This window comes from Bermanella marisrubri (genome assembly GCF_012295615.1).
GTDB classification, from domain to species: Bacteria; Pseudomonadota; Gammaproteobacteria; order Pseudomonadales; family Oceanobacteraceae; genus Bermanella; species Bermanella marisrubri.
On sequence record NZ_CP051183.1, the window covers coordinates 519402 to 545531 of the forward strand.

The 26130-nt window shown below is 42.8% G+C and carries 23 protein-coding genes, 1 tRNA gene and 1 pseudogene; 12 read left to right on the forward strand and 13 right to left on the reverse strand.

The annotated features are described in order from the left end of the window. The first annotated feature begins 145 nt into the window (after nucleotides 1-145). A complete protein-coding gene (locus tag HF888_RS02345) occupies nucleotides 146-1252 on the forward strand; it encodes a sigma-70 family RNA polymerase sigma factor (protein ID WP_007018705.1) in 1107 nt (368 codons plus the stop codon). A gap of 75 nt (nucleotides 1253-1327) precedes the next feature. Here HF888_RS02345 and HF888_RS02350 read toward each other — a convergent pair whose 3' ends face one another. Beyond that, on the reverse strand, nucleotides 1328-3097 hold the full coding sequence (locus HF888_RS02350; protein ID WP_007018706.1) for an acyl-CoA dehydrogenase C-terminal domain-containing protein: 1770 nt from the start codon (nucleotides 3095-3097) through the stop codon (nucleotides 1328-1330). 381 nt (nucleotides 3098-3478) lie between these two features. Between HF888_RS02350 and HF888_RS02355 the strand changes: the two genes are divergently transcribed. Further along, nucleotides 3479-4081 (forward strand): hypothetical protein, encoded by a 603-nt coding sequence (locus tag HF888_RS02355; protein WP_165837042.1) that lies wholly within the window; start codon nucleotides 3479-3481, stop codon nucleotides 4079-4081. Between the two features lie 12 nt (nucleotides 4082-4093). After that, complete coding sequence (locus HF888_RS02360; protein WP_007018708.1) at nucleotides 4094-4903, forward strand: metallophosphoesterase family protein; 810 nt, start codon at nucleotides 4094-4096, stop codon at nucleotides 4901-4903. A 60-nt stretch (nucleotides 4904-4963) separates the two neighbouring features. Here the strand turns inward: HF888_RS02360 and HF888_RS02365 are convergent, their stop codons facing one another. Beyond that, complete coding sequence (locus HF888_RS02365; RefSeq protein WP_007018709.1) at nucleotides 4964-7291, reverse strand: FecR family protein; 2328 nt, start codon at nucleotides 7289-7291, stop codon at nucleotides 4964-4966. An 11-nt stretch (nucleotides 7292-7302) separates the two neighbouring features. Beyond that, nucleotides 7303-8673, reverse strand: coding sequence for a tetratricopeptide repeat protein (locus HF888_RS02370; protein WP_040298101.1), 1371 nt, complete (start codon nucleotides 8671-8673; stop codon nucleotides 7303-7305). A gap of 41 nt (nucleotides 8674-8714) precedes the next feature. Between HF888_RS02370 and HF888_RS02375 the strand changes: the two genes are divergently transcribed. Further along, complete coding sequence (locus HF888_RS02375; RefSeq protein WP_007018711.1) at nucleotides 8715-9299, forward strand: cyclic nucleotide-binding domain-containing protein; 585 nt, start codon at nucleotides 8715-8717, stop codon at nucleotides 9297-9299. A gap of 137 nt (nucleotides 9300-9436) precedes the next feature. Then, entirely contained in the window at nucleotides 9437-9571 is a 135-nt protein-coding gene (gene ccoM, locus HF888_RS16705) for a cytochrome c oxidase subunit CcoM (RefSeq protein ID WP_007018712.1), read from the forward strand. A 135-nt stretch (nucleotides 9572-9706) separates the two neighbouring features. Here the strand turns inward: ccoM and HF888_RS02380 are convergent, their stop codons facing one another. Continuing rightward, nucleotides 9707-10903, reverse strand: a complete 1197-nt coding sequence (locus HF888_RS02380) for a BaiN/RdsA family NAD(P)/FAD-dependent oxidoreductase (RefSeq protein ID WP_007018713.1) — start codon at nucleotides 10901-10903, stop codon at nucleotides 9707-9709. 170 nt (nucleotides 10904-11073) lie between these two features. Here HF888_RS02380 and HF888_RS02385 point away from each other — a divergent pair, with 170 nt between their 5' ends. After that, a complete protein-coding gene (locus tag HF888_RS02385; protein WP_007018714.1) occupies nucleotides 11074-11310 on the forward strand; it encodes a hypothetical protein in 237 nt (78 codons plus the stop codon). A 17-nt stretch (nucleotides 11311-11327) separates the two neighbouring features. On the opposite strand, the gene HF888_RS02390 is transcribed toward HF888_RS02385, so the two are convergent. The 3 genes from HF888_RS02390 to HF888_RS02400 all read right to left on the reverse strand — a co-directional run bounded on the left by HF888_RS02390 (nucleotide 11328) and on the right by HF888_RS02400 (nucleotide 13727). Continuing rightward, entirely contained in the window at nucleotides 11328-11858 is a 531-nt protein-coding gene (locus HF888_RS02390) for a TlpA family protein disulfide reductase (protein WP_007018715.1), read from the reverse strand. After that, entirely contained in the window at nucleotides 11848-12675 is an 828-nt protein-coding gene (locus tag HF888_RS02395) for a hypothetical protein (protein ID WP_133308511.1), read from the reverse strand. The genes HF888_RS02390 and HF888_RS02395 overlap by 11 nt, the downstream gene beginning before the upstream one ends. Before the next feature lie 155 nt (nucleotides 12676-12830). Beyond that, nucleotides 12831-13727, reverse strand: a complete 897-nt coding sequence (locus HF888_RS02400) for a hypothetical protein (protein WP_007018717.1) — start codon at nucleotides 13725-13727, stop codon at nucleotides 12831-12833. A 250-nt stretch (nucleotides 13728-13977) separates the two neighbouring features. Between HF888_RS02400 and HF888_RS02405 the strand changes: the two genes are divergently transcribed. From HF888_RS02405 to HF888_RS02420, 4 genes are all read left to right on the forward strand, one after another. Further along, the gene (locus HF888_RS02405) at nucleotides 13978-14709 is read left to right on the forward strand and encodes a hypothetical protein (protein WP_007018718.1); all 732 of its coding nucleotides are present in this window, start codon (nucleotides 13978-13980) and stop codon (nucleotides 14707-14709) included. Nucleotides 14710-14854: 145 nt separating this feature from the next. Continuing rightward, nucleotides 14855-15598, forward strand: a complete 744-nt coding sequence (locus HF888_RS02410; protein WP_040298104.1) for a hypothetical protein — start codon at nucleotides 14855-14857, stop codon at nucleotides 15596-15598. A 104-nt stretch (nucleotides 15599-15702) separates the two neighbouring features. Then, nucleotides 15703-15779: transfer RNA gene (locus HF888_RS02415), tRNA-Met, on the forward strand. Between the two features lie 424 nt (nucleotides 15780-16203). Then, nucleotides 16204-16833, forward strand: coding sequence for a cyclic nucleotide-binding domain-containing protein (locus HF888_RS02420; protein ID WP_007018721.1), 630 nt, complete (start codon nucleotides 16204-16206; stop codon nucleotides 16831-16833). Nucleotides 16834-16838: 5 nt separating this feature from the next. On the opposite strand, the gene HF888_RS02425 is transcribed toward HF888_RS02420, so the two are convergent. The 4 genes from HF888_RS02425 to HF888_RS02440 all read right to left on the reverse strand — a co-directional run bounded on the left by HF888_RS02425 (nucleotide 16839) and on the right by HF888_RS02440 (nucleotide 21220). Next, nucleotides 16839-17963, reverse strand: coding sequence for a GGDEF domain-containing protein (locus HF888_RS02425; protein ID WP_133308512.1), 1125 nt, complete (start codon nucleotides 17961-17963; stop codon nucleotides 16839-16841). A gap of 130 nt (nucleotides 17964-18093) precedes the next feature. Continuing rightward, nucleotides 18094-18642, reverse strand: a complete 549-nt coding sequence (locus HF888_RS02430; protein ID WP_007018723.1) for a DUF1415 domain-containing protein — start codon at nucleotides 18640-18642, stop codon at nucleotides 18094-18096. A 107-nt stretch (nucleotides 18643-18749) separates the two neighbouring features. Further along, nucleotides 18750-19631, reverse strand: coding sequence for a LysR family transcriptional regulator (locus HF888_RS02435; RefSeq protein ID WP_007018724.1), 882 nt, complete (start codon nucleotides 19629-19631; stop codon nucleotides 18750-18752). Next, nucleotides 19628-21220 (reverse strand): cation:proton antiporter domain-containing protein, encoded by a 1593-nt coding sequence (locus HF888_RS02440; protein WP_007018725.1) that lies wholly within the window; start codon nucleotides 21218-21220, stop codon nucleotides 19628-19630. The genes HF888_RS02435 and HF888_RS02440 overlap by 4 nt, the downstream gene beginning before the upstream one ends. A 143-nt stretch (nucleotides 21221-21363) precedes the next feature. On the opposite strand from HF888_RS02440, the gene HF888_RS02445 reads away from it, so the two are divergent. Beyond that, nucleotides 21364-22134 carry a ferredoxin--NADP reductase gene (locus HF888_RS02445; protein WP_007018726.1) on the forward strand — a complete coding sequence of 257 codons (771 nt, stop codon included), beginning with the start codon at nucleotides 21364-21366 and terminating at the stop codon, nucleotides 22132-22134. 192 nt (nucleotides 22135-22326) lie between these two features. Further along, nucleotides 22327-22572, forward strand: a complete 246-nt coding sequence (locus tag HF888_RS02450) for a hypothetical protein (RefSeq protein WP_165837043.1) — start codon at nucleotides 22327-22329, stop codon at nucleotides 22570-22572. Nucleotides 22573-22580: 8 nt separating this feature from the next. On the opposite strand, the pseudogene HF888_RS02460 reads toward HF888_RS02450, so the two are convergent. Together HF888_RS02460 and HF888_RS02465 are read right to left on the reverse strand one after the other, a co-directional pair. After that, a pseudogene (locus HF888_RS02460) lies at nucleotides 22581-25006 on the reverse strand (bifunctional diguanylate cyclase/phosphodiesterase). 75 nt (nucleotides 25007-25081) lie between these two features. After that, nucleotides 25082-26053: an NADPH:quinone oxidoreductase family protein gene (locus tag HF888_RS02465; protein ID WP_007018730.1), complete on the reverse strand. Its 972-nt coding sequence runs from the start codon at nucleotides 26051-26053 to the stop codon at nucleotides 25082-25084. Between the last annotated feature and the right edge of the window lie 77 nt (nucleotides 26054-26130).

Genomic DNA, 26130 nt, shown 5'->3' on the forward strand with positions numbered 1-26130 from the left:
TTATTTTTTATAGTTAATGTTTTACTCTTCTAGCAAATTCAATAGCGCCTTAGAACGGGTGCTTGATAGCTTAAAATAACAATCCAAATACACTCATATAGCGTACACATCTTATAGCGCATGAAAGCATATAAGGTGGTGTTTTATGGTGCCTGAACAAATCAATGAGTTGACATTCCATTACCCTCATACTGATCTAATTGACGCAAAAACGGAGCGAAGTTTAGCGATCAAAATGGATGAGGCCATGATCAAACTGGGTGAAATTATGTTTGCCCATGATCACGTCTTAGACGATGTTATTGAGTTGATTCAAGAGCAGCAACAAGATCCTCATGCTCTTGATCAATTAATTACACAATATGATCTTTGGTTATTAGCAAAGCATACCCGTCATTCTCATTTAAACACTGTTGACCTTCATCAGCTTTCTCGAATTGTTGTGAAATTGGAGTCCGATCGATCACAAGTTTTCGATTTATACCTGCAACATATTCACGAACTGAAAGGACGTCTTTACAAGCAAGCCCAAGTGTTGAAACGTCGATATGAGGATTATCGCAATCAGTTAGTGCAAGCTAATTTACGTTTAGCAATGCATGTTGCCCGTCAATATACTGGTAAAGGCATGGAGTTAGAAGAGCTGATACAAGAAGGTACTTTGGGCCTTATAAAAGGTGCTGAACGCTACAACATTAATAAAGGATATCGCTTTACTACTTATGCATATTGGTGGATTCAGCAGGCAATTAAAGGTGCGCTATCAGAAAAACGAGGCATTGTGCGTATTCCGACTAATGTGACAGATCGCATCGTGAAAGTTGAGCGCTGTAAATACGAGTTTTTCAAAGCAAATGGTCGCTATCCAAATGCAAAAGAGATTAGCTCAATTCTAGGGATGGATGTTGATCATATTCGTTCAACACTCGCAGTCACCAATGTGGGCGACTCTATTGATGAGCCCATTTATGATGAAGGTTTAACGATGCAAGAGTCTATGGCTTCAGAATCCATAGCTACGCCTTCTTCCCAATTAGACGAAGAGGACGGAGAAGCATTTCTAGAGAAACTCATTGGCGAGTTACCAAAGCGCCAGCAGTTTATAGTGCGTCTCTATCATGGTATTGGTATTGGTCAGACGTACCCCTTTAAAGAAATAGCTCCGCAAATCGGTGTAACGCTTGAAAGGACTCGTCAGCTCTATCACGAGTCTATACGGCAACTAAAACTACTGGCTGAGCACCACACTTAGTCTTTATAAAGCAATAAAAAAACGCCCATCAGAAGATGGGCGTTTTTCGTTTGCGAAGAATGTTTTTAAAAAACTTTAAAACTCGCCTTCAGCCATATCCATCAAGGTTGATTTGCCCGCCTCGATGTCTGCTTTATGCATCTCTGCTTGCGACAGCGCAAGACGGAAGAAGTGTTCGGCGGCTTTAATTTTGCCTTGATAAAAGGCATCTTCATACTTGCCAGAACCTAGCCCTTCATTGGCTTTCTTGGCCATTGTTGCCCACATTACGCTCATTGCGCACAAAGAGAATAATTTCAGTAATGGCGTAGCCGCCGCACCTGCTTGCTCAGGATCCTTCATGGCTTCTTGGCCTAACCACATCAATGCACCCTGAAGAGTTTTCAAAAGGGTTTTGCACTTCTCTTGGTGCTCAGCATTGTCAAGATCCGCGATCATTGCATTCATGACTTTGAAGAAGGTCTTAGGTAAACGACCGCCTTTAATCGTTAGTTTACGACCCGTCAGATCCAATGCTTGGATGCCATTAGTGCCTTCATAGATGCGAGCAATTCGACCGTCACGCAATAATTGCTCGACCTCCCAATCTTGAGTGAAACCAGAACCACCCATGGATTGGAGAGCTTGGTCGGTACTAAAGAAACCTTCATCGGTTAAGTACGCTTTGATAATCGGTGTCATGATTTGTACGATATCATCGCTTTCTTCACGGACACTTTCATCATCGTGTTTGTGCGCCAAATCCAGATGGTAACCTGTAAAGTAAGCCATACAGCGAGCGCCTTCTAAAAAGACTTTTTGCTGCATCAGCATGCGACGAACATCTGGGTGGACGATGATCGGATCGGCTTTTTCGTCAGGACTTTTGGGTCCGGTTAATGAGCGGCTTTGTAAACGCTCTTTAGCGAAACCTAAACTGATTTGATATGCCTTTTCGGCTAGGCCCAAGCCTTGAACGCCTACCATAATGCGTGCCGCGTTCATCATGGTGAACATGCACTTGAGACCTTCGTTTTCTTTGCCGATTAACCAGCCCTTGGCACCTTCAAAGTTCATAACGCAGGTCGCGCTACCTTTAATTCCCATTTTGTGTTCTAAGCCACCACAGAAGGCTGGGTTACGTGAACCATCTTCCAAGAACTTAGGTACTAGAAACAAGGAAATACCCTTACTCGAATCAGGAGCACCGGGCAGCTTCGCGAGCACTAGGTGAACGATGTTATCCACCATGTCATGTTCACCACCGGTAATCCAGATTTTGGTTCCTGATATGTTATAACTGCCATCAGCTTGTGGTTCTGCTTTTGTGCGGATTAAGCCTAAATCGGTACCACACTGTGGTTCAGTCAAGCACATGGTGCCCGTCCACTCACCGCTAATGAGCTGAGGTAAATACTTATCTTTCAGTTCCTGTTCGGCGTGTTCAGTTAGTGCGTCAATTGCTCCGTGACTTAGTCCTGGATACATGCCTAGACTCAAGTTGGTAGAGCAAGCCATTTCATCTACGACGATTTTTAGTAGATGGGGAAGACCTTGACCACCATACTCTGTTGTTGCGGATAAACCTGACCATCCGCCCTCAGCGAATGTTTTATAGGCTTCTTTGAATCCTTTTGGCGTGGTTACATTGTGGGTTTCAGGATCGTATTGGCATCCTTCGATATCCCCATCTTGGTTTGTCGGTTGGAATACATTCTCTGCGAACTTAGAAGCTTCCTCTAAAACCGCGCGAATCATCTCTTCGGTTGCATCTTCGAACCCAGGAAGTTGGCTCAAACCGTCGGCTTTCAAAACATCAAACAGGACAAAATTCATGTCGTTCAATGGGGCTTTGTAACTCGCCATAGTGTTTCCTCAATTAAGTGACTGATTAATTTATCAATTAGATCTTTTCCCAAGCGGCTCACCAAATACGTATGCAGAAAAATATCCGTTCACTTTTTTGTGAAAAAAGTCTCACCTATGAAAAGCTCTGACAGGCATGAATAATTGCCATAAATTGTTCTTTATTTGAGACAATGTTTCGTTATTGTTGCTGGCTAAGTTAGGGGTCGTGGGATTAGAGCAAACAGATAAACATTATTTCTATTCAAAAACCCGATCAGCTTGTTCCAAAATATCCCATATAAAATGGATTGATAATGGTGTTTAATCCGCACCTCGAACCGTTATCGTATGTAAGTCAGATCCAAAATCAAGGTCATAGTCATTCTGATGCCTATTTTAATGAAGAAAGTGAGTTATGTTTTCGCCCTTCTGCTGTTTTCTTTATCGCATTCTCTGAGCTACGCAGAATTGCTTGATAATGCAGTGAATACAGAAGAGCGCTGGGTTGATGCTGTGGACCTCAAGTCAGGCGCTCTGATGGGCCTCGTACATGTGTCCGCTGAGAATCATGTTGGTCAACATCGTTTTAAAGCAGGTTTGGGCTATACGCCAAAACTGGATGATCAGAAGGAAATGGGGTTAGCCAGTATCGGTTATGCCTATGAGGGAAGCACTCGTATTGAATTACCTTGGCAAGGTTACACGCTAAAGCCTTGGACAGTTGGAGTGGGGATTTTGCATGGTAATCATGATGATCTGTTTACCCGTTTGCCTGACCAGTATCCCGACGGTTATTACAAACCTACTTCAATTCGGATCTTGTTTAATTATCAAATGACATTGGAAACGAAAACACCTTGGGAAGTGTATGTAGACCTCACAGTGCTTGACGTGGGTTTTATTAACTATATTCGCCAGACCGAGTTCTATGTGGATAACTATGAGTTTCTGGGTCTCAGTGGTATCACAAATTTGGGTTTTGGCGCCCGCTATCGATTTTAAGGAGAGGCAAAAATGATTCGCGATTTGATTCTACTGATTACACTACTGTCTTTCCTTGTTGGCTGCCAGTATGAAGTAACGCCGTGGCAAACAGATGCAAATTGCTCCAGTGGTTTGCGTACTCAAGCAAATATAGAAAAGATTGGACGGCTAGAAAACAAAGTGGGTTTTAAAGAAGAGTTTCAGGTAGCAATTGTGAGTGACCCTCAGCAATATCCTGGTAATTTTGAAGATGTTATTAAGCATGTAGATGGTTTGGATGCGGTGGATTTTGTAATTGTGTCTGGTGATCTTACAGAAACAGGTATCAAAGCAGAATTTGAATGGACTTGTAAGGCAATGGAAAAAACCGATAAACCCATTTTTGCGGTGGTCGGCAATCATGATGCCATTTCTTTCGGAAAAGAGATTTGGTTAGATGTATTTGGGCCCTATGATTTTAGTTTTGACTATCAAGGTGTTCGCTTCATCGCTTATAACGATAACAAATACGAGTTTTCAGATGTGCCAGATCGGGACTGGCTAGCACAACAAGCAGCAGGAGATGCGGGCCGACGCTATACCATTGTTACCAGTCATATTGCTCCATGGGATGGGTCTGATTTAAGCGATTACCTTGATTCTTTGGGGGTGGATTTGGGACTACACGGTCACGAGCATCGTTTCGATTACTGGCAGTTCAGCGATGTATTGCTTGATCACCATATAACTTCGACGGTTAAAGAACATGAGTTTGCATTGTTGACAGTGAATAGTTCAGGGCTGACGTTAGAGAATTGTGACCTAGGTAAATGCGAGGTTGCCCAAGTAAGGTCTCGGTAAGAGAAATTGTTGAATCAAATGTGAAAGTAAAAAGCCAGCGTCATGCTGGCTTTTTCGTGTTTATTGTTTATCCAATTGAAATACTCCAGTGGCATGTTTGTGAATACCTTCAGTATCTAGGGCACCAAAGTTATAGCCGCCTACCGCTTTATCCCCTGGTTTAACAAATATTCCTCCAATGTTGCCAACAATATGGCTTGAGATTTCAGTACCTGCTGAATCTTTCACTGAACCCTGTATTTGATTGGTGTGAAAATCTGCGCCTTTAATTTGTGCGTTCTGAAAAGAGACATCCCATTGAGAAACGATGCTGCCATTGACTGAATCGGAAACATCTAAGTTGATTGATCCTTGGCTAATTCTACTATTATTGAAATCCACTGAAAAATTACCAGAAAGTGATGTGACCACACCATCATCGGCAAACCCCATACACTGAGTTAGATCTGTACAATCAAGATCATTCGCGGTGAAAGACGCTGTTCCAGATAGTTGATTGATATCGGCTCGTTCGGCTGCAATCCAAAACGCTAAGATATTACTTTCCTCTTCTGTAAATGCCGAGCCGTTGTCGATATCCGTTATGGTAATGGGTTCATCGGGTTCTGATATCCATACTCCCCAGCGTATATTATCCCTACCACCTACATCTTTTACTTGAATATCACAGGGTTCTAAGCTGGATTCGGCTCCTCCACAAGAGGGAGATGCACTGGTGTAAGCTAAGTAGCTATCGATAACTTGATTGTCCTCGTTGTCTTTCTTGATAATGGCTATGCGCGTTGTTCCATCTTGCTCCTCTTCGTTTTCTACTAAAATTGGTTGGTTATTTTTTGGATCCCATGAACCATTTCCTATGAAGACCTCAAGTTCCGCTTGCGTATACCAGTCTTGATCACTGTAGCTACCATCCGCAAGTTGTTGACTGCCAATTTGTTGATAAAATTTCTGTTCGGTTTCTTCGTTTACTCCAAAGATATCAAGCTCTAATGAGCTTAAGAAAGCCTGAGTTGGATCAGATGTTGCGGTGGCAATTTGTAATCTAAATTCACCTGTAGTGGCGGCGTTGTAGATGTTTATGTGAATAGGGTCTGATGAAACAATACGTCCATTGTTGGTTTCTTCGTAAAGTATTCCAGAAGTAAATTGAAAGATATTATTTAAATCATCCGAATTCGTAACAGTGGTATTGGAGCTCTCGGCAATAGGAATTTCATATTGAAAGTGCCTTGTAACATAGTCGCCATTTGTTCCGCTCTTTTCCAAAATAGAGTAGCGAATTTCAACCGTGGAGCCTTGGGCATAGGTGACTGTTTCAATACTTGCATCTGTCATAGTATTGAAAGATTCTAATTGAGCTTCCATAAGCGGGATTGTTGGCGTCTCGCCGGAGCCAAAAAAATTGAACATTGAGGGTATGGCTACCAACCCTAGTTTTCCACTTTCGCCAAGAGCATATGCTTCGTCACTAATGATGTTTTCAGCGAAAGGGTTCGATGAATTGGAAATATTTACACCTGCATAGGGATTATTAAAATCAAACTCAGAAGACGTTGACGCCTCGATGGTTTCTGCCAACTTTGTATCCACAGCGTCAACGATGACTTGGTCGATGTCTGCTAAAAATTCGTTATCGTTGTCAGAGAGAAGGGAGTCTGTGAAATCGGCATCTTCCTCTTGACCATCCTGCTCTTGGTTTTCTGCAAGTTCGGTGTCGGACTCGTCTGATGATTGTTCAGTTTCGTTTGAGTTTTCCTCTTCATCTCCTTCCACTGGTTTATTCGTTGCGCTATTTAAACCAAATGCAGTGGGCGGTGCCAAAAGTCCTTTTGGTGCTGTGTTGGGAGTCACGCGCGAGTAGTTATAATCCGCACCTAAGCCAAGATCAATACTGCCAGATTCGTTTTCTACGCGAATACCACCTTCATATACTCCAACCACAAAGCTATCATTGGCTTCTTGTTGCACTTCATATGCGGTACCACGGATTCCAATAGAAGCTGCTGGGGTGGATACCTTGTAGGCATCTTTATCCCCTTTTCCTATCGACCCTGTAATGGTGCGGAAACCACCTTTTACTAGTTTAAGGAGAGCTTTGTCAGAGGCAGTGGTTTCGCTTTTAAGCACATATTCCTCAATATCTAGTTCGCTATTTGCTTTAATCGTCATCAAAGCTTTATCAATAAATCGTAACTGCACCGAACTGTTGGGGCCGGTTCGAATAATTTCCCCTCGATATATTTCACTACGACGTTTCAATGCGCGGCTTTCAGTATCGTTTTGTGCAATTACAGTGCCTTTAGCAATGATGACTCTTGCTGCGATATCCGCACTGAATGACGGTATTGAGAGGAATAGACTGAAAAAAATAAATATGAAAACTTTCATAATAAACCTCTCTACATTCTATAAGTGATGCCAAGTTCGGCTTTGAATCGTTGGTAGGTGTTGGCTTCGAGTGAGCTATCTTGATAGCTTGCGCTATAGTCATTGCGGAAACTTAATTTGGACGTAATGTTATATCGCCAACCCAATGTGGAATGTAGGCTGATGTCTTCACGTAACTTGCTGTAAAGAGCTGTGTTGATGGCATCGTATTCACTGGCGGTAATATTGATCATCCAATAGTAGCTACTGCGTTGCGTGTGAAGGGTGGTTTGCTGAACTGAAAATCCCTGATAGCTTTTTCCATTATATTTATTGATAGATTCTTTAGCGTCATCCAAACCAAAAAATGCGCTGATAGTCCAATTACTTTTTTTCGGCGGCGATTGGTACGTAAACTTATATTGCATTTGTTGAATGTCGCCATTGGGGTTATCGTCGTATTCACTCTGTCCTAAATTAAAACCTATCCCATAACTTGCGCCATTAGGCTGTCGCCAACGACCGTTTCCTAAGAAGGAAAGAGTGCTGAGAAATGACTCGGAATCAAGCAAGACACTTTGATATCGACCAGTGAGACGCCAACGAATGGGACCTGTAAAGAAACCGTATGCGCCCTCTGCAATTAATGTATCCAGGTCATATAGAGATGTCTCACTATTGGCTCGTTTATTATAGATAGCGCGAACATCTAAGCTTTGGGTTTTACTAATTGGCCTAAGATAGGCGAAATGAATAAGGGTAGACCAGTAAGCACTTGCGGTTTCTTTTGCATCCTCACTCAATACGATATCTACTGGAAAAATCAATTCTTCTTGAGGTAGTTCATCTTCACTGGTGGCACTGTTGATATTGCTGTCGTATCCACCGGCTAAATCTAACGCAAGCATGAATTCAGGCTCTACTTGACGATAGAGCTCGGCGATCTTGTCTAAAAATGTTTTTACATTATTGCGTACAGGTGCTGGCGGGTTTTGCTTTAGTACTTGTTTGAATTCTGATTCCGAGCGCTTTAAGTTACGCAAATAAAAATGTACTCGGGCCAGTTCTAATCGATATCTAGGGTTATTGGGTTGGTAAAACAGGAGACGTTCGAAGGCAAACAAGGCTTCATCAAAATGCCCTGTTTCTATTGCGGCTAAACCATAATAAAAATCAAAGCTTGGTCGACCCTCTTCATTGTTTCGTATAGAGGATGCCAAAGAATAGGCTTGATCAAACTGTCTAGCGTTTACCAGCAATTCTAGTTGTTTTAATTGCTTTTCAGTTTCCTGAATATCTGGAGTTGAGTCTTGTGCATTTGATGGGTGGGCAACCATCAACATAAAAAACAACGTTAATACTAACGAGGAATTAAACGACATGATAAGTGATGATTTCAGCATATGGATGACCAGGGTTCCTTCCTTCTCAATTGAGTTTAGCAGTGATCATAAAAAACGCAGGCTGGGCTACACTAAATGAAAGGCTTATTTTAGAAGGCGCTATCACGGGGCTAAGAGCGGGATTAGGAATGAAGAAAATCAATTCATTAACACGCGGTAAGATGTTGATTATTCTCAATAAAGTGCCGTTTTTTAAGGAGTTTAGCTCGTTTGAACGTGAGCGCATTGTAGATAATAATGCAGCGTTTTATGTAGCCAATGAAGATGAATTTATTATTGAACAAGGAACCTTGGATACTGCGTTTTATATCCTTATGAGTGGTACTGCTCGGGTTGTGCTTGATGGGCGCAATGAAATCTTAGCAGAAATGCATCCAGGAGAGTTCTTTGGAGAAATTGCCTTTATTCAGAATGTACCCAGAAGCAGTCACGTTATCGCAAATGAAACATGTATTATGTTGAAAGTGGACCGTAGGTTATTAGGTGCTTTGAATTCGGATATAAGAGAGAAATTTAAAGATCAGATTATATATAAGCTGGCTAATATGATTACAAAGAATAATGAGGCGCCAAAGGAGACCCCGAGTCAGAATCGACCAAACCAAGCTCCTTTTCAGGAAACTTGATTCAAATCAGGTTTTAAAGCAGCTTCTTGTTCTTGACCTGCCCTTATTGATACACGTCAATTTTAATTCTCAGACCACTGCTATGTTTAAGTCATGACTTAACATGATTCAGGCGCACAGCCTAAGTGAGGTGGCAAATGTACATAGATGAATATGTAATCGCGGGACTAATCATCGTGGGTTTAACTATCGCATTTTTCGGTGGTTTCTACCGTGCGATTAAGAATGACATCAAAAAACATGGTGATGGTAGCGAGCAATCTCATACTTAAACATTGAATTCGATAGTTCGCAGATTTGAGAAATGCTACGAATTATGTAACCGAGTTACTCCGGTAACAACCCCTCTGATATAGCAGAGTAGTGCTATTATTTGCCGACCTTAAGTTTAAGGTCGGCTTTTTTGTTTATGCAGTCATTGAATCAGCAATAGCTTTTCCGCAGCAGTGGCCACTTGCCCATGCCCACTGGAAATTAAAGCCGCCTAAGTGCCCGGTCACATCCAGAACTTCTCCGATGAAATACAAGCCTTTTACTGATTTAGCTTCAAAGGTTTTGCTACTCACTTCATCAGTGTCGACTCCGCCCAGGGTGACTTCTGCTTTTTTATAGCCTTCAGTGCCGCTGGGAATAAACTGCCAGTTTTGGAAACGCTCTGCTATGGACGTCAAGTCTTTGTGCTTGTACTGCTGTAAAGGTTTGGACAAATCAAAATCTTGGCAAAAGGCTTCGATCAGCCGTTCAGGAAAGTGCTGCCTAAGAACCGTATTGAGTTGCTTGTTGGGCTGGTTCTGTTGAGCATCTTTAAAAAACTGCGCCAGATCGATATCCGGAAGCATGCACACGGTGACGCTTTGACCAGGTTTCCAGTAGCTACTAATTTGCAGTATGGCTGGGCCAGATAGCCCTTTGTGAGTAAATAAAATGTTTTCACGAAAACTCATATCGCGACAACTCACCATAGCATCAATTGCAACCCCGCTCAGATTTTTGAGTGGAGCTAGGTCCCGTGCATCTAGTGTAAAAGGTACCAAACCTGGTCGTGTTTCTGTGATGTTTAATCCAAACTTTTTTGCCAACTTATGGCCAAAATCGGTGGCACCCATAGTAGGGAAACTCATAGCTCCAGAGGCGACAACGAGGGCGTGACATTCAATAACGCCTTGGTTGGTATTAAGTATAAAACCATTTTCTTGTTGGCTTACGGTTTCCATAGTGCAATTCAATCGGATCGTTACCCCTAGTTCATCGCAACGGTTAAGCAGCATATCCAGAATAGCTTGGCTTTTATTGTCACTAAATAATTGGCCGAGCTTTTTCTCGTGCCAAGGCAAACCGACGCGATCAACTTCTGCAATGAAATCCCATTGCGTGTAGCGCTTTAAAGCGGATTTACAGAAGTGAGGGTTCTGGCTTAAATAGTTGCTAGGTTCGGTATACATATTGGTGAAATTACAACGACCACCACCACTGATCAGGATTTTTTTACCTGCTTTATTAGCGTGATCAATCACCAAAACATCGACGCCGGATTCGGCAGCACTAATTGCGCACATAAGACCTGCGGCGCCGGCACCAATGATTACTGCATGATTGTTAGACATAGTTGTCCTGAATAGATGTTCCATTGCATGGAATTTTAACAGAAAACAGTTTGTTCCTGCTGTGTATTACAAACTATAACAAAATGGCTGGAAAGTTGACCACTTGGACCATTTTATTTTGGTATATTCTGTGCGTCAGAAGTATGCAGATTATTTAAGGTTTGATAAAAATGCGTTGTCCTTTTTGTCGGGAAAATGTTGTTGGCAAAAAAAGTATTGTGATATTGGCAGGTGAGGGGCCAGCACACAAACATTGCTATGAAAGTCACACATATCAAAGTCGTCAATTTGATAATATTGATTTACAGAAATTAGATGATACCAAGCTATTTGAGCTTAAAGACCTTGTACTTATGGAGATAAATAGCCGACAAGAACAGGAGCCCGAAATTGAGTTGTTCGCCTAGCCGCCATTAGTCTGTTTTTAAAAGCTATCAAGAACGTCTCTTATACCCGTGTCTGATTGAAAAACTTGGTTATATCTCACCACAAAGTTCTTATCAATGATCGCAAAGCTGGACATACTAGCAGACAGATTATTTTGTAGCTCGCTATCAATATCAGCTAAGACTTGGCTCGATTGGTAACCACTGGCAATCTGGGTTTCACGACTCATTGCTTGTGATGACGACACATAATCTACGAATACAAAAGTCACATTTGGATAATCTTCGGCCAGATGGTTTTTGATATGCTGCATATGACTGTCGCAAACTGGGCACCACATTGTGAAGTAAAATGCGACGGCATCAGCTTCGCTCAGGGCTTGACTGAGTTGCCACTTATTCAAGTTATTATCTATTAGTGCGATGTCTTCTAACACTGTGCCTTGCAAGCCTTGTCTATTTTGTTCGCCTTGGATTGGGTCATTGCTAGGTGTGAGGTCTTCCATGCAAGCGGTGCTTGCGATCAAGAATAGTAGTAATACGCATCGAAATGTGAACTTAGAAAACATAGCTTGCTCCTATGTTAACGATTTGGGTTTTTGAGTAGTTACTGCCTGCTTGCGCTTCGGAGAAACTGGTTTTCACTAGCCAATCACGACTTGTGCTGTTCCAGACAAGGCTTGCTGATAATCGACTTTCACTAAAACCTGTATCACTTATGCGTTGGTTGTTTATTTGTGTATCCCGTTCTTTCATTTCGGCGTGAGTGATCGTTAAACTGAGCATGCTATAGTCGGGCAAGAACCATGTATAGCCACCGCCTAAACTCCAGCTATTAGTAGCGCCTAGTTGTTTATTGTAGGGATCAACAGGATTGCTGTATTCTTGGTTCACTGGACGTTCAACATGATAGCCATGTGTGTACTGGTAGCTTAGGGTCCAAGGATAAATGGTTTTTTCTATGATTGTGCTTATGTCCCAACGATAGAAGCCGCGACCGGTAATATCAAAATTGGATTCAACATCATCGCTATGTTGGCTATAACCTGTGGGAAGCGTTAATTGGCTGCCAAAATAAATACTGGGTTTGAGACTTTGCCATCCTGTTATTTTATAAACACAGGTAACCCTCTCGAACGCCTCATACCAAATACCAAACTGTACATCCCCAAGGCCTGTCTGCTGCTCTGTGGAATCACCGTACTCACTTTTGTTAACGGTTAATGGGATATAAACATTCGCCTGCCATTGTTCTGCTAAGCGCATGGCATATGATGTATTTAGTGTTTGCTGAGTTAATGTTGTATTAGCCGGATCTTGTTTTTTATTGCCCGTAGCATCCCAAAATCCATCGTAGTGAACATAGCCAGTGCTAATATCTAGCATATGGTTTTCAAATTTTGGCAAAATAATGCTATTACCAGCGCCACCCCCACAGCAAGAGGCGGCTTGAGTAGCTATAGATAAAAAGAGAGCACACCCCGAAAATGCTAGGGCGGCTGCGTGAGAAAAAGTGACTGGCATATTTAAGTAAAAGACCGTTAGTGGTTTGGGTGCATCATGCTGTCGTCAACAGCACCATCAAAGGTGAAAGTAACAGTTGTTTCTGGGTTACTCGAATCGCCATTGTCTTTTTGATCGTTGTTTACACTTAAACGGACGTTAATAATATCGGTTTCATCACCCGCTAAACCTAGGTTCATTCCTTTATAAACACCTTTATTTTCCACGTCCGCCATCGCAGTCTTCCAATTCGTTTCGTTGTCACAGGACTCTATACACATTTCAACCACGACACTGGCTATATCTAATTCATACATGCTATCGGCATTAAGCACATTGCCTTCGGCAACGGCTTGGTAGTCCATCATGGATTCTCTAGCGGCCACATAAACTTCGAAGTTATTCATACCCATGGCTTCATGGATATGACGACCGCGATTATAGACATAATAATTTCGGCTTACGGTGCCACCGTTCATACTCATAATTTGGTCGTTGGCACCACCTCTTAGTTGTTTTACATCACCTGAGTTCATCTCTACCGTGATCGGGAAGGTCTGCATTTGACCGTCATAGGTTACATCAATATACCAATCCCCCATTGGGTCTCCGCTTGGCATATTAGATGGCATTAAGAAATAAGCGGTGGCGGTATAAGAGCCGTTCTCATCTAAGGTGCCAGTAGTTGATTCAAACGGCGTACCATGTTCCACACTGTTGGTCATAATCATGAGTGGTGATACTTGTATTTGCTCGTTTGGCAAAGCTGTACCATCTGTAAGTTCGACCGATACCGTCACCTCGGCCACACCATTCTCGACTGTTCCAAGTTCAAGTTCGAATGAATAGGGATTGCCCTCATCGTCAGAGCCGCATCCTGTTAGCGAAAGAAATGCCGCCACCATTAAACCGATTAATCCTGTTTTTGTATTCATCGCTATATCCCCTGTCAATAATGGGGAAATTTTACTGCGTCAGAGGCTCAGGTCACTGTGACATATTGTCGCACCTAAGATAGATCCGGGTCTTAAACCAAGTTATGGTCATTGCAGGCTTGTAAGCGTTAACTTTTGCTATTTATTATCAGACTGAGTTCGCTAAATCACACTTAGGAAGTATTTCTGACTAATGTTTTCGTATTAAGCTGTGTTGCTACTTAATAATAACAATCCATGAGGTCTTCTAATGCGCATCTTATTGTGTGCGATCATATTTTGCTTATCGTTCTCAGCATACTCCAATGAGTATTTGTTACGTCACATCGTTGCAACAAGCCAGGCTATGTCCTCGCTTTATATGAAGGGGTTGAGTCAAGGTAGTAACCGATACGAAAAAGACTTCGTGCAATATAGGCAGAATGCACAGGCGAATTTACAAATGTTGCAGCAAGAAGACAATAAACTTTTTCAAGATCTCAGTGAGCGCTGGCAGTTATTTTCAGACAAATTAGCGCTGACTTATTCGGAAGAGTATGGCTGGGATATTGACTCTGCTATTCGTCGTGATTTTCGTGGATATTTATCAAATACTTACGAAATTGCTCGGGAAAGAGCACAAACTTTTGATTCTGAAATACTTAAGCGTTTGTACGCTAGCGTACAAGTTGAAGCCATGGTAGCTCGTTTCCTTGACATTGCTAGTACTTATAACGGCACTTTTAGTCTCTCTTTGAGTGATGCCGAGAAACTCGATATTCAGCAAGCGAACGAAATCTTCAAATCCACCTTAGAAGAATTGAAGGGACAGTCTAGTGCAGAAAAAAATATGCAGACGGCAGCGCGCAAGTGGGAATTCGTTGAAAAAAATGTCATAGGCGAAGCCAGTCAAGGAGCATTCTTTCTGGTCTATGCAACCAAAACGCGTATCACTAATATTCTTATTCCTTCGCTCAATACGACCGTCAGTAGCGACTTTTAGCGCCATGTTGGCTGGTTGATTTGGCCATCTAGACTTATTGAGACAGAAAGATAAATAGAAGGGATAATCGGTCTATTTTATTTTCCTAAGGCTGCTTTATGATAAGCGGCCAATACTCTATAAGAAAAATAAAAAGGAGATTAATATGAAGGGAACCATGCGGTACATACTGCTTATCCCCGTCCTCCTGTTCTCGCTCAATGCGTTTTCGCTCTCCCCGCTTAATCAGCATACGCTTGCAGTTGGGCAAGGCATGTCGGCCTTTTATATGTTCAGCTTGAGCGAAGGTGACCAGAGATACCAGCAGCAGTATCAACAACACTTTCAAGCGGCTAGTGAGTATTTAGATGAGCTCACTGAGTTTGATACCATGCTCGCTGGCGAGTTACGTCCATTATGGCAGGATTTAAAAGGAAAACTGAAATACGAGGTTATCCCGGGGGCTGGATATACCATGTCGACGCGGACACGCGTCGAGTTTCGCGATTATTTGACACTGCTCTATACCAAGGTCCATCAACAGGTATCCAGCGAGAGCCAACTGCATAATGAGCTGTATCTGATGGCGATTGATGTGGAAATGATGACGGCTCGTTTTTTTGATATCTCCAGCTCGGAGTATGGTGTGATGGGGTTGTCTGCGAGTCAGCGCGCAATTGATCCTTTGCGTATGGCGAATGCATTTAATCGCCAGTTACGAAAACTAGAAAAGATGGGCATCCCTCGGAATTTGAAGCGCCAATTAGAACGAGTGGAAACCAAATGGCGCTTTATTGAGGATAGCGTCGTCAATTATAAAGATGAAGCTGCTTTTCTGACGGTATTCTTTAACAAGAAGCAGATTGGCAAAATTCTAACGGAGAGCACTGACCTCATTGCAGCTACCTAGCGGATTTTAGAGAGGAACACCTGAGATTCTCTAAGTGATTGAAAAAAGTAGACAATTTAGGCTTGACAGGCTGCTCTCAAATGGCAATAATGCGCGCCGCTTTTGGCTACATAGCTCAGTTGGTTAGAGCACATCACTCATAATGATGGGGTCCCAGGTTCGAATCCCGGTGTAGCCACCAACGAATTTAAGAAACCGCTAATTCCTTCGGAGCTAGCGGTTTTTTGCTTTATGGGACTGTGTCCCAGGTTCACTGTTTGGGTATCTGGCGGTGTAGCCACCAATGAATATTAAAACCCAGACTTCGCAAGAGATCTGGGTTTTTTCGTTATGGGACTGTGTCCCAGGTTCACTGTTTGGGTATCTGGCGGTGTAGCCACCAACGAATATTAAAACCCAGACTTCGCAAGAGATCTGGGTTTTTTCGTTCTGGGACAGGCCTGCCCCTATAGAGTCATAGGGTAGATTTAGTGTCCATCACCCAAACGGATATCTAGGTAAATTTCGTTAATTCACAAGCATTTAGACGTTTTTGATCATGGTTCTCTCTGTCTAACCTGATAGTATTAGATCAGGTCAGTGGTAATGAGAAGAGTTGTAAGGCCGTGCAGAAAGTATCCAGAGAAGATTACAATACCGAGGCGCTAATGCGCCTTGTCCGAAGTGTCACCTTTTTTAAAGACATCTATCAGTTAGAGCCCTCCCAATTCGAGCTTTTACTCAGTGTTTGTGATTTTGTACAAGCCCCCTCTGGGGATGTGGTGCTGCGCAAAGGCGATGAAGCCAACACACTGTATTTTCTGTTAAAAGGGCAGATGTCCGTTTTTAATGAGGAGCAAGGTGAGAGCCTAAACCTGATTAACCCAGGAGAAGTGTTTGGCACTCTGTCTATGGTAACTGGGCGCCCTCGTAGCGCTACGGTCAAAGCTGAATCAAATGTAATATTGCTTGGGATGGATTTTAAGCACTTTAATGCAATAGACGATTTCAGTATGTTTACAATGGACACCAAGTTAGTGGCCTATCGAATGGTCGTGCATAACGTTCGCTGGACTTTGGAAATGAATAAGATGCGCGACCCTAATCATCCGTTTGTTGCTCGTCTACTTAAAGCACCGGTATTTCGTGGGGAAAAGGGTGGTAAAGAGGAGTTATTGAGTCTTCAAGAGCAAGCACAGTATTTGGCCGAGCTATTAGGCGATTGGAACGAATGTCTTGAATCACCCGCTCACTAGGCTGGCTAATCGAGTGAGGTTGATCCAGCCTGGGCGGCTGCAAACATGATTTGGTTGCGGCCGTTGTTTTTTGCTTGATACAGTGCCTGATCGGCTTGATCCAGAAAGGTCACTGGGCTGCCTTGCGGGCTTGGAACCACAGAATTGACACCGATACTCACGGTTAAGTGGATTAAACCTTGATCGCTGCGACAAGGGGTGTTTTCTATGGCATGTCTTATTTGTTCTGCCAAATCTAGGGCATCTTGTTTTTCTGTTGCGGGCAATATAATCGCGAATTCCTCACCACCATACCGAGCGATCATGTCCGTTTTTCTACGAGCGATTTCTGAAAATAAATGGGCTGCATGGCATAGCACTTGATCGCCTGCGAGATGACCAAAGTTATCGTTAATTTTTTTGAAATGATCAAGATCCAGAAACAATATAGACAAGCTGTTCTCAGAACGACTGGCTAAATCCCACTGCATATCCAGCGCGTTATCGAAATACTGGCGGTTATATATACCTGTCAGAGTATCGGTTTCGTTGAGGCGCTCTAATTTGACCTGGTTTTCTTTTAAGCGCATTTCAATATGGAATGCTCTTTGATATTCGTTATAAAAACGACGCCCAAGGAAAATGAAATAAATCCAGGTTGCTGCGAAGAGCGGTGACAGGAAGCGAAACTCTTCCACTAAAAAGCTCACTAGCGTGGCCGGGAATGCCAAGCTTCCGATGTAAAACTGTGTAAATATGGGTTTGGGTGAGAGGCTGGCGGATGCACCACTCAACAAACCGACGACAATCAATGCCACGGCCATGGCAAGATCTCGATATTCAGGGATTATCAGTACCAGAATAAACAGTAAAGCTAGGGTACAACTATGAATGAACGCCAACACATACATAGTCATACGCCATGCGTTTGGGTTGGCAGCGTAAAATGGCTGGGTCAATATGCCATGGGCAAGTCGAAGAATGCTGGTCACAATAAATAATGTCGAAAAGGTATAGCTGAACGTTGGTGCTCGATCATTGAACTCCATCCCCCAAGCTAACATAGGCCACATAAACGCATAGATGAGCACGCCCGGTATTGAGCGCTGGAGGAAGTCCATGTCTGTGCGTTTGAGTAATCTTGCTTCCAAGATGGGACCTTTTTAAAACTTATTTCCTTAAGTGTAGACGAATCCTACGGTGTTCCGTTCTAAAAACAAGCGGGTAAATTAGGCCAAATTGTCACAACGTGTATCTATAGGGCAGGTTTGCTATGTAAAGTCAGCTTTTGAGGGGGGCCCTGTAAGGAAATAGACGAGCTTTGTCTTCCTGTGTTAATGATTTCATGAGCTTTATATTATTTTCTGGGATTTGTTCTGGATCAGGGTATCGTTTCAGTACTTCTTCAAGAGAGTCTTCACGAATTAAATGTAATATGGGATAAGGAGCAACATTGGTTAGGTTACTGGGATCGTCCGCTTGTGTTTCCGAAAATTGATAGTTGGGATGAAAGCTTGCTATTTGAATGATGCCCTCTAGCCCAGCGCGTTCGAGTAACCATTGAGCTTGATCAAGATAGTCTAAGTAGTCTTCAAATACAGCTAAACAATAGGGTGTCGCAATTAACGTGGTTTCTACTGTTTGCGACGGTGTTTGCATCAGATATTCCAATTCTTGTAGAAGAAACTGATCCAATTGACTCAAGTCCCTATCAGTGAATAGCGCCAGTCTGATTTGTTTAGCTTTACGTGGCTTGCGTGCAAATGGGCAGAGATTTAAGTCGATAACGACGTTATCAAGCCATTGCCAAATATCGGTTTCGATAGACATTGTGTAACTCGCGTGTCTGAAAAAATAAATCGAGAATATAAAAAATCGAATTGATCGCAGCTCATCGCTTATAGAATTCGTTGATGTGTCATCAAAGCGATTAGGAATCAAGAAGCCCGCTGACAAAACGCTAACCAGCGCTCAATACCCGCACTTCGATGCTTTTTCTTGTGCAGGATGAAATATAAGGTTCTAATGAAGTCTCTTTGCGGTACTGGCAATTCAACTAAATCACCACGTTTAAACGCATCTTCTAATGCGATGCGTGACAAGCAGCCGACCCCTAAATTTTTGCCCACCGCTCGTTTAATCGCTTCGGTATGCTGCAGCTCCAACATAATATTGAGTTCTGGCAAGATACCATGCATCGCTCGATCAAAAGCTTGTCGTGTTCCTGATCCGCTTTCTCGCAAAATCCAATGACTATTCTTTATGTCTTCGTCACTAAGTAGTGTCTTTTTTGCCAAAGGGTGGTGAGGTGCACAAAAAACGCAAAGGTCGTCTTCGCGCCATGGAATGATATCCAGCTCGCTGTGTTGAATCTCACCTTCAATCATCCCTAAATCGATATCATAGTTAAGTACTTGCTGCACAATGCTTTGGGTATTAGCGACGGATAGTTCTACTTGTGCATCCGCGTGAACTTGTAACAAATCCCCTAAAATGTTGACCGCAAGATAGTTGCCGATGGTCAGCGTAGCCCCAACTTTTACTACACCGGCTTCTTGGTGCTGCATCAATGCGCTTTCAACTTCTTTCGCTTGTTCTAGCAAGGCTTCTGCCCTTGAGCGAATTAAACGCCCTTGCTCGTTTAACTGTAGGCGCTTACCAACACGGTCAAAAAGCAATACGTCAAACTGTTGCTCTAATTCCTTGAGCGCACTGCTAGCCGCGCTTTGGCTCATGGCAAGACTGTCTGCTGCCTTGGAAATATTTTGATAGTGAGCCGTGGCTAAAAACACTTCTAGTTGGCGTAAGCTGAATCTCATGGCGATACCTCTTGCTGAGATTTAGACTCGGGAGCAATGAGTGTGAGACATTCTTCGGCGAAGCCTGCGCCAACTTCTGCATAATGGTTAAATACGTTATCAACACCATAATCAACTAGTGCACGACGCTCGTCTTCATAGCGCGCGATGGCAGCCACTTGACCAGTAAAGTTGCAAAGTTTTAGTTGCTGAGTGATATCTTTCATGTCGGTAATGGATGGCATTGCAAGCATGATGAGTTTGATATGCCATAGTTCTCGTGTTTCCCAAAAGTCGGCGTCTTCTGCATCGCCAATGATGACATGTCGTCCAGCATCTTGATGACGACGTGCTTTGTCTGCATCAGACTCAACGCCCCAAACTTTGTCACCTAGGTAGTGGTGTAAAACGTCATAAGAGCTGCGTCCAACACGTCCCATTCCTATGACTAATACTTCGGCTTGTTTTAATTGTTCATGATAGAGCGGTTTCGGTCTTTGACGTTCAAAGCGTTTCACATAAATGCGCATGAAGGCATAGGCGCGGTGAGCGTATTCGTAGAAAATACTGGTAAATACAAAGCTAATGCTCACGGCCATGGCAACGATGACGAGCCACTCATTGCTGATCCAACTATTTTCAACGCACAAGTACATGACGATCAAACCAAATTCACTGTAGTTGGTTAAGATCATAGAGCCCAAAAACATGCTGCGGCCAGGGGCTTTCAACAGAGCTAGGATATGGAATAGCAACACACCTTTGATGATCAGAATAAAACTAATCACGAGTAATGGCATCAACATATCGACAGTGGGTAATGCGGCAAAGCCAATGTTTAGAAAGAATCCGATTAAGAATATGTCTTTAAAGTTGAGTAGACTTTTAGCGAGCTCGTTCGCTTTGGTGTGCTGGCTAAGCATAAGACCAGCGATCAATGCACCCAAGTCGCCCTTTAGGTTTACCGCATTAAATAATTCGTAGCCGCCAAACGCGAGTAGTAACCCGACCAATGGCAGTAATTCCCCGTGACCTGCTTTTGTTAAGAGTAAGCCAAGAGGTTTCCGTGCGGGCCATAGCAGCAATAATGCAAGGGCATAGACGTCCGGAATTTTGCCCGTCGCCAAAACCAAGAAGCCCACGGCGACGATATCCTGCATTATCAAAATGCCCACCGCTAACTTGCCGTGGTTGGCCTTCATTTCGGTTTTGTCTTCCAGTAGCTTGACCACACATACCGTGCTGGAGAAGCTTAAGGCAAAGGCAATCAGCAATAAGCTTTCGCCACTAAGACCTTCTAACATGGTCACGCCGAACATGGCGAAACCCTTTAGTAAAAGGCTGCCGACGACGACCCAAGAAGACATGTGAATAACGCTGCCTGCCCAAACCGTTGGTTTTAAAAGGCTACGAATATTGATTTTGAGACCAATGGTGAACAGCATCAGGGTGATGCCAAGATTCGCTAACGTTTCTAGGTTGTCATGAGGTTCGACACCATAAGCATGCAATCCGAATCCAGCTAGTAAGTAACCAACAAGCGGTGGCATGTTTACTTGTTTGGCGATGAAGCCGCAGGCAAATGCGATGACAATCCAGATGAATTCCATAAGCGTAACTCTGAACGGGTAATCTTTACATAATAGCGGATAATGTTTATTTGTAAAATCGATTATTTATAGAAAAATTATCTGTTTTTCTAATATAGGGGTAAGGAGCTAAGCTGGAAGCATATTCAATATTGGAGGTGACCATGAAAGGTTTTAACACAGAGACCGTGACAAGTGTACATCATTGGAACCAAGATTTATTCAGTTTTAAAGTCACTCGGGATGCTGGTTTACGTTTCAAAAACGGTCATTTTATTATGATTGGCTTGCAAGTAGAAGATAAGCCCTTGATGCGCGCCTACAGCATTGCAAGTGCCAACTATGAAGATGAGCTAGAGTTCTTCTCTATCAAAGTTCCCAATGGCCCGCTGACTAGTCGCTTGCAGAAGATTCAGCCAGGTGATGAAATTCTGATTAGTAAAAAGCCCACGGGAACCTTGCTGGTAGATGATCTGCTGCCGGGGAAACACCTTTACTTACTGAGTACGGGTACTGGCTTGGCGCCGTTTATGAGCGTTATTCGAGATCCGTATACGTATGAGAAGTATGACAAAGTGATTCTGACCCATGGGGTTCGTTATCAGTCGGATCTTGCATACAAAGACTATATTGAAAACCATTTACCTAATCATGAATATCTCGGTGAATTGGTTCAAGAGAAGTTGCTTTATTATCCAACAGTGACGCGTGAAGAGGCTGATTTCACTGGACGATTAACAGATGCGATGGAAAGTGGAAAGCTTTACGATGACTTAGGTCTACCACTGCCAAATAAGCAAGATGATCGCTTCATGTTGTGTGGGAGTCCGAGCATGCTCAAAGATTTAACATCAATCCTCGACAAACAAGGTTTTGCTGAAACGAGGCATGGCAATCTTGCCGAATACGTGATCGAGCGTGCGTTTGTTGAGTAGTACTGGCTACTCTTTAAAAAACGGTTTTGTCATATGACAAGGCCGTTAACAAAATATTTCTGTCATACAAGTGTCACTCCACTGTCATCTTATTTGTCTTAAATAAAAAGGCACACATTAATAAATAAGGTGATCACAATGAAATATATAATAACAATTCTTTTGACTGTCTTTTCTTTGTCCAGTGTTGCAATGACGGCAGTGGAAGGGAAGGTCGTATTTGATAAAGGACGTTATTTGGTTGCAGACACGCCGATCGTAGGAATGAGCCTTCAAGACATGCGTAAGTATGAAGAGCGTCAAGTAAAGATACAAGGTGTGGAGCGAGAGTCTGGTGAAATTGAAGTTTATAAAATCTCGGTCAAAACTGATACTGGTTATCAGACGACATACGACTGGGATATCGTTGATCAAACTTACTATGGTCCAGGTCTGTAACAAGTAAATCAGCTGAGGAGTTTTTCAAATTCTTCAGCTGAAACAGGTTTTGAAAATAAATAACCTTGACCAAAATCGCAGCCTGAATTAATGAGTAATTGCTTTTGTTGTTCTGTCTCGATGCCCTCTGCGATAACCTTCATACCGAGTTTATGTGCCATGCTATAATGGTTTCGCATAAAATGAGATCGTATTTGTCGTTGACAATATTACGTACAAAACTCATATCGATCTTAATATAGTCAATATTGAATTTCTTCAAATAACTGAGTGCACTATAACCTGTTCCGAAGTCGTCGAGACTGACTTGGATTCCTGATTGACTAAAGTCGGATAACTTCTCTTTTACAATGGGGATACTATCTAACAGCAATCCTTCTGTGATTTCGACGGATATACCATCGCCTGGTAGATTGATGATTTGAAGGAATTGACTCCAGCTTTGATGAATGTCTTCTTGATTGCCATAGAACTGTACTGGACTTTTGTTGATACTGATTTGAAAATCCGGGTATAGGGTTTTACGCCACAACTTGGTTTGCATTGCCGCCTGCTTAAATATCCAGTTACCTATTTCAATAATCAGACCGCTTTCTTCAGCTATCGGGATAAAATCTGCAGGACTAATAATGCCGTCTCTGGGATGATGCCAACGAATGAGTGCTTCAGCTTTATGGACCTGATGACTCTTCAAGTCGACAATCGGTTGATAGTATACTTGAAACTCATTGCGCTCTAATGCCTGTCTTAAGTCCAAACTGATGCGTTGGCGCTCGCTGGCTTTCTGTTGTAACTCATGGGTGAAGAAACTGAACCGATTCCGCCCAAGATGTTTTGCTTCATACATTGCTTGGTCCGCATACTTGTACAAGTCCTCTAGGTTGTCGCTGTCCCAAGGGAATTGAGCAATACCTATGCTGGCGCTTACATAGGCTTTTTCCTTATCTAGAGTAAAGGGCTCGCTTAAACGTTTCGTAATGTCACTGCATATGCGCTTTGTGCTGAGGACATTTTTAATGCCTAGTAGCAGTACCGTAAATTCATCACCACCAAATCGCGCAACAATATCGGATTCCCGAACACACTGCTTAATGCGTTTTGCTGCCTCAATTAAAAGTGCATCACCGACATTGTGACCTTGTGTGTCATTGACTTGTTTAAAGTTATCTAAGTCAATAAACAATAAAGCAAATGGAAGTGCTTTCTGAATTAGATTCTGAGTGTACTGTGTGAAACTATGGCGATTTAATAATTGAGTTAAATTATCATAATGTGCTTGTTGCCATATAAGTTCTTGGGTTTGTTTTTTATCTGTGATATCACTAAAAAGCACTATATAATTTTCAATTTCATTGTTGCTATTTTTTTGCGTATTTATCATCATCTCTATAGCGATTGCATGGCCTTCTTTATGCTTGTACCAAGTTTCACCTCGCCAGTACCCATTGCGCTGAATCGATTTAAATATGTCACGTTGTTTTTCATCTAATGGATTTTCTTTTAACAGGAAATCCGATTCTAACCCGATGACTTCATGTTGTTCGTAGCCGCTAATGTAGCAATAGGCAGAATTCACTGCCTTAATGACTCGATGTGCATCCGCTATTAATATTCCTTCGCCGCTATTATCAAAAACAAGGCGACCAAATTGTGCCTGTTCATTGAGCGCTTTCTGAGTACTTAAGTTCTTACTGCTGCCGATAAAGCGTTGCACGAGGTTGTCTTGATTGCGAATGGCTTGTCCAATATTTTCATATAGAAAATAGTGGCCGTCTTTATGTCTGAGACGATAATTTAAGTGATAAGGAGTATTGTATTTAAAATGCTGGCGGATCGCCTTTTCTATTGCTTTGAGGTCATCTGGGTGAACAATGTTATAAAAGTCATCCACATTGTATTCGAGACGTTGCCCGTCGTAACCTAGCTCTTCTACCAAGTCGGGTGAGAAGTAGAATTTTTGTTGCTTAACATCCCAGTCCCAAATCCTAGTACCACTACTTTTCATTGCCAGTCGATGACGCTCTTCGCTTTTCTTTACGGCATCTTCTGCTTTGCGAGCGCGAGTGACATCTATGAAATTGATACCGTATTGACAATGCTGTCCATCATTCAATTTAAATGGATAGAGTTCAACACGCTTCTTTTCGCCGTTTTTGCACTGAATGGTGACTTCTAAGTGGACTGGGTGACTATTGGTTTGCTCTAACTGTCTAAGTTGCTGTTCCCAATCTTGCAAAACGGATCGCCGATAAGACTCGTCAGGGTAGGCGCAGCGATACCAAGTATTGATATTCCGCACTTCATCAAGGGTGTAACCAAAAACGAGAGTAAACGCAGGATTAATATAAACGATGTCGTCCCCTTCGCCTCTGACTGCGCAGGGCTGAGGGGACTGTTCCATGAGGTCATACTGCCAAGGTCTCAAGGATGTCATAGATACACTTCTTACGGGCCTCAATAAAGACTAGCAGAAGATCTATCACATGCGTGGGCAGCGATTGATTACCTATTACGGCGTGAGAACGACTTTACCCAAGACTTTGCCACTTAGTACTGCGTTTAAAGCGTCTTTCACTTGTTCAAGCGGATAACTAGCGTGAATATGAGGCGATACCTTACCCTCTTTGTACCACTGGAAAAGCTCTTGCTGGTTGGTCATGTAATCTTGAGGTTGCTTCTGTACAAAAGTACCCCAGAACACGCCCATCAAACTAAATCCTTTCACCAAAGCCAGATTGACGGATAATTCTGGAATGCGACCTGATGCAAAGCCGATAACCAGATAGCGCCCATTCCATGCCATGCGGCGAATGCAGGTATCAAAGGCGTCCCCGCCGATCGGATCAAAAATCACATCAATACCCTTGTTTTTCACTAAGGCTTTTAAATTGTCCGCCAGGTGGTCATCGTTTTTAACCAATTCATCGGCACCGTGTTGCTTGGCTAGCTCTAGTTTGTCATCGCTACTTGCGACGGCGATGACATGGGCACCCATGGCTTTACCAATCTCTACGGCGGCGATGCCTGTGCTGCCTCCGGCTCCCAAAACTAGAAGGGTTTCACCAGCTTGTAAGTTAGCGCGTTGTTTTAAAGCATGGTGGCTGGTGCCATAGGCACACATAAGTGCGGTAGCATGAGCTGGGCTGACGCCGTTTGGTAATGGTTGCACCATTGCCTTGTGTACAACCACTTCTTCGCTATAGCCACCAATTGGCATGAGCACAGCTACCGAATCACCTATGTTGAGTTCATCAACGCCTTCGCCAACCGCATCAATGGTGCCCGCTACCTCAATACCAGGAACAAAAGGCGTGGGAGGCTTCATCTGATACAACCCTTGCACGAGCAAACCGTCTGGGAAATTCACACCCATGGCTTCAGCTTTAATGCGCACTTGATTCTTTTTTGGCTCAGGGGAATCCACATCGGCAATGGTTAGTGAATCAATGGGAGCAAATTCTTTGCAGATAACTTGTTTCATTAATGGCTCCTTATTCGATAAAGTAGCACTCATAGTAAGTAGCTTAACTAAATTAATGAAGTGAATCCCCTTCATTG